Here is a 12,559-nt window from a genome sequence, read left to right on the forward strand (position 1 = left end):
TATGTCGTATCTCCTCCTTACCGGAAGAATACGCTATTAATTATTAAAATTTAAGGCCTTTTTTTAAAAGTGTCCTTGACATAGGGACCACTTTACTCTAAAAGTGAGACACTAGCTTCTTTATTTCTTGCAACTATTTACTTTACCCATTCACCAATTAACTCTTCGTTTTCATCGATCCACTTCTTAGCCCCATCAAGAGGGTCTTCTGCACTTTCTACATAGTCGATAAGCTGGCCAATTTGCTGATCATCCATCTTCCAATTTTTAAACCACTCGCTCACTTCTGGATAATCTTCTTCAAATCCATGTCTTGTAGCATGGTGAATTTTTTCTACACCACCGAATGTGTTTTGCGGATCTTCTAGGAATTTCAAGTCATATTTGGAGAATACCCAGTGTGGGCTCCAAAGTGGTGCCACGATTGGTTCTTCATTTTTAACAGCTTCTCCAATTCCCGCTAACATTGCAGGTTCAGAGCTTGGAAGTAGTTCAAACTCAAGATTATAATCTTCAATTAATTGTTCAGTTACTTCCATCGTACCTGCACCAGGGTCAAAGCCAAAAATTTCACCATCAAACAATTCTTTATGTTCATTTAAGTCTTCTACACTATTAACTTCTTCTAAATAGGTTGGAACAACAAGTCCTACTTTTGCATTATCAAACCAAGTAGCTTCTGAGAAATTAACAGTATCTTGATATTCTTCCAAATAATTGGAATCTTGGACCGGTAACCATATTTCTAAACTAGCATCTAGCTCGCCACTTTCTAAAGCCTTCATCGTAGTACCCATATTCAATACACTTAACTTCACGTTATAACCTTTATCTTCTAAAATTGCTTTCCACATATTTGTTACTGCAATATTTTCAGCCCAGTTAATTTGGCCGATCGTTAATTCTTCATCACTTACCTCTGTTTCTGCACCTGCTTGTTCACTGTTTGTTTCCCCACTAGCGCTTCCGCATGCTGTCAGTACAGCAACCATTAGCAGCGCTAAGATAATACTAAGTTCTTTTTTCCAGTTGTTCATGTTGAAAAACTCTCCTTTGTTTAATATTTTAATTTAAAACATTCCAAACGTTAAATGTATTAAGAAATATTTTAACGATAACACAAAACGAAGCCATCTCTTATTTAAAGAGATAGTGTAACATTCATATACAGGGTAGTCTATAGCTATCTTTCTATAGACTACCTGGTAACTTCTTCAAATTAATCTTGCTGATCTTTAGGTAAAAACTCAAATATCTTACCACTCCTTATACTTGCAACTAAGTCTTCTAACCAGTGATAGTATGTTTTAGATTCTTCTAATTGATCATAGTATTTTTTTGCCTCTGCAACAATTCCTGGTGTGCTAGAGGAATCTTTTATAACATCAATTAAATCTTCTTGTGCTTCCTCAATTGCTTCCATATTCATTTTTATTTCTCGTTCCCACATTTGACAATAAAACACCATAAAGGAACGGAAGAAATTTTTCTCAGCTACATAGGTATGTTTCCTAGAACCGCGTGTAAATGTTTTTTTCACCATTTCTATTTCTTGGAGCCTACGGACACTAGTACTCATACTTGGTTTACTCATTTCGAGCTCCTTACGCATTTCATCAAGAGTCATCTGATCTTTAAAGTACATCGTAGCGTATAAATTTGCTGCAGCTGGTGTTACACCATATAAATCCATTGTCTCTGCAATGGCACCAATGACTTTATCTTTTGCTTCTTCTATTTTACTTATGGATCGTTCAGTAGATTCACTCATAAAGTCGCTCCTTTAATATAAAGTAAAGCGTGTTAAATATTTTTTAAATCTTCTTTACATACTTTATGTTACCGTGTTCAGATAAAATGTCAAATGGAAAAACGTGATTTTAACCAATTGCAAATGGCTCTAACCTAGTTATAACAACCATTCTAGTTAATTTTAATTCTTTCTAAACTTTTCTGTTTTCAATAATTTTTGACAGCTGTAATAAGACATGTTACCATCTTCAAAACGTTAAATATATTTTTAATAAAATTAATTTATAGGGAAATTGGAGTTGATAGATTTGAGTCTAAAACTACAACAATACATTCATGGTACATGGGTGAATGCGAAATCGGGTAATACACGTGATATTATTAATCCATTTAACCAGGAAGTTATTGCTACTGTTCCTGAAGGTGATGAGGCAGATGCAAAAGCAGCAATTGCTGCAGCAAGAGCAGCATTTGATAACGGAGAATGGTCTTCTACTCCAGCAACAGAGCGAGGGGCTATCGTAAGGAAAATTGCTGAATTAATAGAAAGAGATAAAGATGAACTTGCTAGATTAGAATCATTAGATACTGGAAAAACAGTAGAAGAAAGCCGTGGAGACATGGATGATATCGCTGGAGTATTTCGCTATTATGCAGAGATTGCGGATAAAGATGGCGGGGAATTGATTGATTCTCCAGTACCAAACTCTACTAGTAGAGTCGTTCGTGAACCAATTGGTGTATGTGGTCAAATCACACCGTGGAATTACCCATTACTTCAAGCATCTTGGAAACTAGCTCCAGCGCTTGTGACTGGAAATACTTTAATAATGAAGCCAAGTGAAATTACACCACTTACTACGATTAAAGTATTCGAACTAATGGAAGAGGCAGGAGTTCCTGCTGGTGTTGCTAACCTAGTACTTGGTGCTGGTAATACAGTTGGAGCAGAGCTATCTAGTAACATTGATGTGGATCTCATTTCCTTTACAGGTGGAATTGTAACTGGAAAGAAAATTATGCAAGCGGCAAGCGTTAATGTGAAGAAGCTTGCCCTTGAACTTGGTGGGAAAAACCCAAACATCATCTTTGGAGATGCTGATTTCGAGACAGCAGTTGACCAAGCATTAAACGGGGTATTCTTCCACGCAGGACAAATCTGTTCCGCTGGTACAAGACTGATTGTCGAAGAAAGTATTCACGATGCGTTCGTTAACGCACTTGTTGAGCGAGTTAAAAAATTTAAACTAGGAAGCGGATTTGAAGAAAATACACAAATGGGGCCACTTATTTCAGCTGAGCACCGTGAGAAGGTAGAAAAGTATGTAGAAACGGGTATTAAAGAAGGTGCTACATTAGCAGCTGGTGGCAGTCGTCCAGAAGATCCAGAACTACAAAATGGTTTTTTCTATCTACCTACAATTTTCACAGACTGCACAACAGATATGAGCATTGTTCAAGATGAAGCTTTTGGTCCTGTTATCACGGTTGAGAAATTCCGTGCAGAAGAGGAAGCAGTAAAGCTTGCTAATGACTCTATCTACGGACTTGCTGGTGGCGTTTGGACAAACGATATTGTGAAAGCTGAACGTTGTGTAGCAAAGATGCGAATGGGTACTGTTTGGATTAATGAATTCAACCTTTATTTCCCACATGCACCATGGGGGGGATTTAAGCAGTCTGGTATTGGACGCGAATTAGGACGATTAGGTATGGAAGAATATACAGAAACAAAGCATATATTCCAAAACCTTAAACCTGAACCAATCAATTGGTTCTAACTACTATTATTCATTTACTGTAGAGCTTGAATGACAAGTTCATCTACAACCATTTTTTAGGCTTATTGCAAAAAGTAAAAAAGTGCCATACCCATGGGAAAACGTACGCATAGGGTATGGCACTTTTTTTGTTGTCTTTCCTACTGCATTAATCTATTCTTCTTTATCCTTCTTTTTATTTATTGGAATAAAATCTAAAATTTCCTTTGTTTCACTCCTTGGAAATAGGAACAAGAACTCCCTTTTGCCTAGAAAAAAATCTTAAGCATAATCTATCTTTCATAAGGATAGATTCTTGTAAAAAGTGATGTTTTCTCTTCTTCACTTGGCGCATTTCCCATTCTTTTAAATACAATGATGACAACGATTAAACCAATAACTTCCCCTAACGAAGATGCAACAGATCCATTTAAACCGTTCCACTCCGGAAAATAATTAACAAGAAGTAGTAACGCAATGATTACCGTAGTAAGATTTAGGATTTGTGCGATAAGTATTTTGTTTGTTTTTCTTCGTAACATGAAAAAACCAGTCATAAAATCCACCCAAGGAAAAACAATTGCTTTAACAATAAAAATTTGTAGTACATTTATCGTCGCTCCTGCTAAGGCCTCATCCGCGCCCATTACGACACCCATAAACCAGGATCCAATAGGAGTAAAACAGAGAATGCTAAGTAATAGGCATGGTATAAAACTTATAACGATGGTAAATCTGGTTACTTTTCTTCCATATTTCTCATAAAATTGTAGTACTAATTGATGTGTATAGGAAAAAAAACTTAATACCATTCCAATTATGCTAATAGCAAGAGCAAAGGAGGCTATCGCCATATCCTTATCACTTGTTTTGGATAAAAAGACATAAATGACTGGAATTAAGAAGGTTTGAGAAATAAAGTAAAATAATAATGGGAAATAAAACCGAGTAATTCCCTTCATATTCAGTTTTGAACGGCTACTTTTTTTTCCATTTAGCAAGGACTGTCCTTTCCAAACACTAATAATGGATTCTACAGCCATTCCAATTAAAAAAATCATTGCTCCAGTAAGACTTGTTATGTACCCAGAAACAACAAATAAATAAGAAGCAATAAACATTGTCGCAAGTCTTACGACAACCATAATGGTTAGCCACTTTGTTTTCTGCTCCCTAATAATTATTCCTTCGTATATCCCTCTAATTCCAGAGAGTACCATAACTATCGATAGTATTTTAAACGTATTTGACACAGTTTCAACCATATTAGATTCAGCATTAAACCAATGAACAAACACCCAATCACCAATTGGTGTGAATCCTAAAATAAAACAGACTAGTAAAACAGCAGCCACAACATATAGTAAAAATAGGAAAAGCACTTTAAACGACTTTTTATTCTTAACCAATGCAGAGCATGTTTGTCTAAAGATGATTAACGGCTTTTCTATGATGCCAAAAATGGACATAGCAACAGCATAACTAGCGATAATAAAGGCCGCATTTTCCCCTCTGCTCATCGTCCCATTTATAATTACATGTGTAATGGCAGTTAAACTTGCTGAAAATCCTAAAGGAATAAAGAATGCTAAAAGATGTTTATAGGAAAGCCCCTCACTTCGCAACGTATCTTCCGCCTTTCGACTTAACTCTTTTATTACCCAGCGTTAAGAAGTTATTGTACTTCATGTCCTATTTTTTATACCTTTCTCATTGGGTGTCTGAAGATATTTATAGCGAGAGTCGTTGATTGCATCGTACAAGCACTTAAATTAGTAGAAATAAACTTCCTTTCTATAGCATATTATGATAAAATAAGAACAAATGTTCGAATTAAAAAAGTGAATCGTGAATTAAAGGATAAATAATTGATCAAACATCCTCTATAACGGTATGAAGGAGAAATGTTCATGAACGACTTCAATCAATTTGAAAATCGAATCATTGCAAAAAAAATAGCACCAGAGCGAAAAGCTAACTATAGAAATTTTCCAGACAGACTATTAAATAGTTTACAAGGTTATCTGAAAGAAAATAAAATTAAGCAATTGTATAGTCACCAGGCGGAGATGTTCGAGAAAGCGTTGGATGGGAAAAACATTGTCATTACTACGTCAACAGCAAGTGGTAAAACACTAAGTTTTTTATTGCCAGTCGTACAAGAAATATTGAAAAATCCCATGACACGAGCAATCTTTGTCTATCCCACAAAAGCACTAGCAAATGATCAATACCGCAATATCCAGCCTCTTTTAGATTACTTTGGGAAAAATAAAATACAAGCAGGAGTCTATGATGGAGATACTCCTGTCAATGAACGAAGTAGGATAAGAAATAGTGCAAATATTATTCTAACGAATCCTGAGATGATCAATACCGCATTTTTACCAAATCATAATAACTTTGGGTTTAACTTTATCTTTTCAAACTTGAAATACGTGGTCATAGATGAACTACACACGTACAGAGGCACCTTTGGCTCGCACTTGTCCAATTTAATCAAACGTTTAAACAGAATCTGTACCTATTATCATGCGTCACCTCAATATTTGTGCAGCTCTGCAACAATAGCAAATCCAGTTGAATTAGCAGAGAAGATTACTGGTAAACGTTTTTCACTAATAGATCAGGATGGTTCGCCGGCACCAGAAAAGCATTATTACATATGGCAGCCACCGATGATTAAAGGAACAGATTACCCTGTAAGTCCTGCTCAAGAAGCTACGGAATTGTTACCTGAACTAGTGATGCAGGATAACAGCTTTATTGCTTTTTGCAAAGCGCGTAAAACAGTCGAAGTGGTACTAAAGGAAGCGAGAGATAAATTAAAGTATGACGGAACAAAAGTACAGGACTATTCTCATTTAATTTCTGGTTATCGAGGCGGGTATAAACCTAAAGAACGAAAAGAAATAGAGAATAATATGGTGAACGGTAATTTGAAAGGGCTTGTTTCAACCAATGCTTTGGAACTTGGCATTGATATCGGTAGTGTTGAATCGACTGTTTTAGTAGGGTTTCCAGGTACAAGGGCTTCGTTTTGGCAACAATCTGGACGTGCAGGGCGTAGTGGCGTAGGCTCATCTACTTTTTTACTTTTAGATAATCTTCCATTTGATCAATACATCGGGATTAATCCGGAATGGCTTTTTTCAAACGGAAGTGAAAATGCCGTTGTCGATACCAACAACTTATTTATTCAACTCGCCCATGTTCGAGCTGGTGCAGCTGAAATTCCACTTTCATTAGATGATATATCTATCTTTCCACAGCTTGGAGAAATCGTTCCTGTTTTAATCAAAGCCGGGGAGCTCAGAAGTGAAAATGGGAAGTTCACTTGGATCGGACCTTCATTTCCAGCAGGGGACTATAGCTTAAGAAATATGGATAAAGAAAGATATAAACTGGTAAATAAAATCGATGCAACGGTTCTTACTGAAATGGACGAACTACAAGCGTATAAGGAAATCCACCAAGGTGCGATTTATTTGCATGATGGGTTGCTTTACCAAGTTGAGAATTTAGATGTGGAAAATAGAGTAGCATACGCCGTTCCGATGGATGCCAATTACTATACCGCATCACATAGTGGCACAGCAGTTGCTAAAATAAAGGATTTTAAGGACGATGACATCGGAAGAACGAAGGAATATTTTGGCGATGCCAAAGTGACGGAATCCGTAACGGGTTATAAAAGGATTCAATTTCATAACCATCAAAATTTAGGCTATGAAGAGCTTACCAAACCTTTATCAAAAGCGTTTGAAACAGAAGGTGTTCGGTTACTCATACCTAAAAATGTGGATGCCCTTTTTAGGAAATTAGTACCTAATACGGGGATAGACATACCAACTCAGTTTTGGAAGACTTATTTTGGTGGGATGAGTTATGCACTATTAAATGCGACATTGATGTTAACGATGGCTACCAAGGAAGATGTAGGTACTTCTATGTTAGAAGAAGCGATTAATGATGAGCGCACAACCTCCATCTGTATTTATGATCGATATATCGGTGGATTGGGGTATGCGGAAAAGGCATTTGATCATATTTCGGAAATTATTGATAATGCGGTAAAAATGGTAAGCGGATGTAAGTGTAACGAAGGATGTCCGGCTTGTATCGGAGATTATAATCTCGATAAGTCAATTGTTCTATGGGGGTTAAATAATTTATATGAACAATTGGCTCCACCGAAGGGTATGAAAGTACCAGTAGCTGCTCCACAAGTAGTTGTAGAAAAGAAATTTGATTTCCTGGAATTGCAAGACGAGTGGAGCAAGTTTACCAGCTTCATGAAAGAAACTGGAGAATATTTATCAGAATTTCTATCGAGTGTACAAGCTGTAAAAATAGAAGGCTCTACATTATTTCTTATCCTAGATAATCCTTTTTATAAAGAGTGGATGAATGAGAGCGATAATAAAGGCAAGCTGAAAAATATGATTAACCATTATGTCAACACACCAAAGGATTTTGCCATTGACTTTAAAACTGCACCGAAGGGAAATGTAACAACTAGAGACAAAATTTCAAGACGATATTCAGATTTAACAAGATAGGCGGGGTTCTATGATTAAAACGGATACGATGCTTCGTAAACTAAATAATTATCAAAAAGATGCTGTTTTAGATAATAGTCCTGCACTGCTTCTAAATGCTCATGTCGGAAGCGGAAAAACAACCGTTCTCATATCAAAAGTGATGTACCTCCGTTTCGTAAAAGCGATTGATTTAAAGGATATGGTCGTTCTCACGTTTACGAATAAAGCTGCCAAGGAAATCAAGGATCGAATCAAAACGGAAAACTCAGAAATAAAAGATAAAGACATGCCTTATTTTGGCACGTTTCATCATGTTGCGTCTAAATTGTTGTCTCAATCCTTGCCTGTTGAAGATATTGGTTATACCAGTGATTTCACCATTATGGACCCAGATGAATTAATGGAAATGGCGTATCGATTAATGATTGAACATCGATTTAACATTAAATTTAAGAATAAACTCCCAAATCGGATTGAAGCAATAAAGAACGGAATTACGTTGTATGGAAATATGAAACGAGAAGATGATATGGCAGCATTATGGGAGTGTATGGTAGAAGAAAAACAAAAGCAAAATAAAATGGATTTCGATGATTTAATTATTAATGCAACGAAACTATTGAAAATAGGATTATTTACACCGAAGTGGATTATTATAGATGAATTCCAGGATTGTAATGCGGCCCAGTTAGCATTCATGAAAGAAATGTGTGGAACTGACACGAAGCTGTTCGTCGTCGGCGACCCTAATCAGATTATTTACTCGTGGCGGGGGAGCGAGAAAAATATATTTACGACTTTTAAACAAACCTATGATGCCAAGGAAATGACGCTACCGATTAACTATCGATCAAGCTCCACGATCCTTGATGCAGCTAAGCAGTTTTTAGCAGATAGCTCAGAGCTAGAAGGGGTACGAGAGGAAGGGAACAAAATCGTCGTTAAAAATCACTATAATCCGTTTAATGAAGCCAAATATTTGTGTGATCAAATAAAAAACCTACAAAGAGAGGCTGCTGTAAACTATAGAGATATTGCCATCTTTTACCGTACCCAAAGACAATCAAAGACGATTGAAGATGCACTGGTCAAAGAAAGAATACCAGTAGAGGTTTCCATGAAAAAGTCATTAAAAGATGTTCCTGTTCTCAGGTGGTTTGTCAGTTTGCTGAAGGCATCGATCAATAGCAATGATAAGAACAATATCATTACTGCGTTAAATAATAAGGAGTTCGGTGAAGGTCTTTCTTTTGCGAAAATAAGAGGGTTATGGAAGTCGGAGGATTCGTCTGTTTTACTTGATAAAATAATTGGCTTTGAAGCATGGTGCAATCCTACGAAAGTAGAAAATATTTCAGAGATCTATGATTACTTTGAACTGGATAATTACCTTTCACCAACATCATCCACTTATCTAGAAAATAAAACATTTATTTTAGATTTCATCGATAGTATGAAGCATTATATCGACGATAAAAAGCTAGCTCTAACCGAAGGAATGCTGGAATATCTCAATTCATCTACATTGTATGGCTTAAATATCTTGAAAGATTCAATCGATGTAGAGGATGATAGTGTCAAACTGATGACATTACATGCCTGCAAGGGATTGGAATTCAATCATGTCTTTATCGTTGGCGCTAATGATGGATTAATTCCATTGCGTAGTTCTTCAACTGAGGCGTATGAAGAGGAAAAGCGGTTATTTTTTGTAGGAATCACGAGAGCTAAAGATGATTTGGAAATCTCCTATTATACCAATCCGGACAATTATCGCGTGCTGGAAGGGCCAAGTGATTTTGTTTATATGCTGCCAAGTCATTTGGTTGCTAAAGAAGAAAGTAAGGCCCGTCTTGTGGATCTACAATCGATTAGAAAAGAGATCCAAGAAAATCAAGTGAAAAGTGCCCAAATTCAAGAGAGTACGCCGATAGAGGGAGATGATCCAGAAGAGAAATCTAGTGACGAAAAACGTGTGAAGCATGAAAAATATGGAGAGGGAATCATTGAGTCAGAAGATGCAGATTCCATCACAGTTATATTTGATGCTTATGGCAGCAAAACATTCTCTAAGTTTTTTACTACGTTAGAGTATTTGTCGTAAATGAAAGTACAAGCCCGTTTAGTTCCGAACGATTTATATTAAAATCAAATTCTTAGTTGTCCACAGTACTTATATTTCAAGCACACGAATAAAATGCAGTAAGTGAGATTCGTTCTCATTAATTCTCTTTTATGGAGGGCGGAAAATGGGGCATTCGATTAACGGCTATCATGATTTTTTCACAGTTATTTCGAATGAACGGAAAATTGGCGGGGTAATTGAGGCAGAGGAAATTCGACTTCGTTCAGGAGAAAAATTCCAATCTCCGGTTTTTACTCATATTGACTATTCAGGCTCAACGTTTTATACAATTTGTTTTATTACTAATACGGGCACAAAAATCATAACTCATGTAGATGATATAAGTACAATCAAATCACCTGTTCACAAACGAGTACAAGATATAAATAATGAGTACTATAGAGAAATAAAAGTGAAAGAAAAACTAAAATACTTGAAACGATTATGTCAAGTAGACCAAGGTGCTTATATGAAGCCATTTGTTGAGGAAGCTATGCTTATTATTAATGACATAGGTTATAAAAATGTGAAGCAATTAAATGATTTAAATATTGAACGATTGTCAAATGAGAAATGTAAAGACTCTAAAATAGCATAAATACTTATATATCAAAGGTATAAGAGCCAGAACCGAAGGGCTATCTAGTTATTCGCCCTGTGGTTCCGGCTCTTATTTTTGTTCTTTAGTCATTTGGATTTTCTAATGTACATATGGCACTCGGACGTTTAATTCTTGGCACGATACACTCATAGATTCTAAATAAGTAGTTCATATTTTCGCTATCCATAAAAGCTGTTTCAATATCTTCCGCAATGGCAAGATCAAGATTGTGTCTTCCAGTTGCAATTAATAGTCCGGTCTGTCCCTTTAGAACTGGTGATTGGAAAACACCATCGGTTACTAATTCACGAACATGTTCGATTTCAAGAACATTTGTCCCTTGATGAACACGGTGAAGTAGTGCATAGAGATCAGGAGATAATACTAAAGCATATGGTCCGCTATGTCCCATTTGAAGTAATTTATTTCTTGCCTCAACAATGTCATTAAATGCGTTTCCAGATTTCATCCAATCAGAACGAATATGAGATAAATGTCCTTTTACGTTGGAAAGACCGGATATATTAAATTCGGTTGAACCATTAAAGATTAGATCATCTTCTAATAGTGCACATTGTGTAACAGCATTTGCAGCTTGCGAAAAATCAACTGGAATGTCTAATGCTCTTGCTTGCTCTAAATCACGCCAAAATAAATTAAAATCTTTATATAGCAATGGAATGGTTAAGTGAATACGTTTGGTTGAGTTAGATGTTTCTAAATCTTCTCCATGAAAACTTAGCTGCCCTTTCCCTGTTTCATCAAAAACATCATTGATAACAGATTGTACCCCTTGTCCTAATGGGCCATAAATATCAATGAAGCGTCTTCCAATCAGGTTTCGACGTGCATTTTCAATGACAATTTCATCAAGTTTTTCCCATTCTTGTTCTGATAACGGAGCATCATGGTATTTTTGTACTTTATTCATAAAGATATGAGCCCTCCTATGTTTTAATATTGTTTTTTTAGACTACCTACTGTTAATCGTTTCATTGGTTTATTCACGGATGCTTGTTTGTTATCCGTGGGTTGAGAAGTACCTTCATTTGTTGTATATTTTTCAACCTTTAAGCTTTCGTTAACGTCATGCTTTTCATCGGTTGGTACGGAGCCAGGAGCTGATGCAGCACCATCAAAGGTATCATTTAGTTCCGTTAAGATCGTTTTTATAGATTGATAATCTAAATCAGTAGAATTCCGCATTTGTGTCAAGCTCTCTGCATGCTCTGTATCTTTAAATGTAAATAATGCTAAATCAAGGTGCTCTAAGAAATTATGCAGTCCAAATTTTTCAAGACTAATATCCTGTAATATATGTACAAATTCGAAATTCTCTGCTGTTCTCGAATTTTCATTTTCAATAAAATAGTCCATCTTTGGTAATAAGGCGTTTAATCGATCAAGACGCTGTTCTTCCTCTTCATAAATATGGTGATAATAGAGCCTTTCATGATCATCTTTTGCATTTTCAATACGTGGAGTTAAAATAGCCATAAACTCGTGAATGTTATCTCTAGTTCTTAAAAATATTTCTTTTAACTCAGTAAAAGAGTTAATCATGTTTCACTTTCCTTCCTTTTTAAATTTTTAACAGAAATATCTAACTCTATCGAAGTTGCTACTTACTTATAAGAATAGCATAGTACCTGATAGTAATTAAACTAATACTAATTTCTTTGCCTAACGTTAATAATATTAAACTTTATGATTTTGTTATTGATTTTGTCAGCTAACCGTTGTATAATCACTCCTAGTGATAATGATTATCAATATC

The 12,559-nt window shown here is 35.8% G+C and carries 9 protein-coding genes; 4 read left to right on the forward strand and 5 right to left on the reverse strand.

All coding sequences use genetic code 11. From position 1 onward, the window contains the following. Positions 1-137 precede the first annotated feature (137 nt). Complete coding sequence (locus tag JOC48_RS15970; protein WP_204501364.1) at positions 138-1,037, reverse strand: glycine betaine ABC transporter substrate-binding protein; 900 nt, start codon at positions 1,035-1,037, stop codon at positions 138-140. A gap of 182 nt (positions 1,038-1,219) precedes the next feature. Continuing rightward, positions 1,220-1,771, reverse strand: coding sequence for a choline uptake/conversion transcriptional regulator CudC (cudC, locus tag JOC48_RS15975; protein WP_204501365.1), 552 nt, complete (start codon positions 1,769-1,771; stop codon positions 1,220-1,222). A 289-nt stretch (positions 1,772-2,060) separates the two neighbouring features. Here cudC and betB point away from each other — a divergent pair, with 289 nt between their 5' ends. Next, positions 2,061-3,533: a betaine-aldehyde dehydrogenase gene (gene betB, locus JOC48_RS15980; protein WP_204501366.1), complete on the forward strand. Its 1,473-nt coding sequence runs from the start codon at positions 2,061-2,063 to the stop codon at positions 3,531-3,533. 272 nt (positions 3,534-3,805) lie between these two features. Here betB and JOC48_RS15985 read toward each other — a convergent pair whose 3' ends face one another. After that, a complete protein-coding gene (locus JOC48_RS15985; RefSeq protein WP_204501367.1) occupies positions 3,806-5,137 on the reverse strand; it encodes a multi antimicrobial extrusion protein MatE in 1,332 nt (443 codons plus the stop codon). 285 nt (positions 5,138-5,422) lie between these two features. Here JOC48_RS15985 and JOC48_RS15990 point away from each other — a divergent pair, with 285 nt between their 5' ends. From JOC48_RS15990 to JOC48_RS16000, 3 genes are all read left to right on the forward strand, one after another. After that, a complete protein-coding gene (locus JOC48_RS15990; RefSeq protein ID WP_204501368.1) occupies positions 5,423-8,074 on the forward strand; it encodes a DEAD/DEAH box helicase in 2,652 nt (883 codons plus the stop codon). A 10-nt stretch (positions 8,075-8,084) separates the two neighbouring features. Continuing rightward, positions 8,085-10,160 (forward strand): ATP-dependent helicase, encoded by a 2,076-nt coding sequence (locus tag JOC48_RS15995; protein ID WP_204501370.1) that lies wholly within the window; start codon positions 8,085-8,087, stop codon positions 10,158-10,160. Between the two features lie 145 nt (positions 10,161-10,305). Then, the gene (locus tag JOC48_RS16000; protein WP_204501371.1) at positions 10,306-10,779 is read left to right on the forward strand and encodes a hypothetical protein; all 474 of its coding nucleotides are present in this window, start codon (positions 10,306-10,308) and stop codon (positions 10,777-10,779) included. An 85-nt stretch (positions 10,780-10,864) separates the two neighbouring features. On the opposite strand, the gene JOC48_RS16005 is transcribed toward JOC48_RS16000, so the two are convergent. Continuing rightward, complete coding sequence (locus JOC48_RS16005; protein WP_204501372.1) at positions 10,865-11,713, reverse strand: family 1 encapsulin nanocompartment shell protein; 849 nt, start codon at positions 11,711-11,713, stop codon at positions 10,865-10,867. A gap of 23 nt (positions 11,714-11,736) precedes the next feature. Then, a complete protein-coding gene (locus JOC48_RS16010; protein ID WP_204501373.1) occupies positions 11,737-12,345 on the reverse strand; it encodes an IMEF encapsulin system ferritin-like cargo protein in 609 nt (202 codons plus the stop codon). Positions 12,346-12,559 lie beyond the last annotated feature (214 nt).

This window comes from Aquibacillus albus, from assembly GCF_016908325.1.
In the GTDB taxonomy this organism is placed as follows: domain Bacteria; phylum Bacillota; class Bacilli; order Bacillales; family Amphibacillaceae; genus Aquibacillus_A; species Aquibacillus_A albus.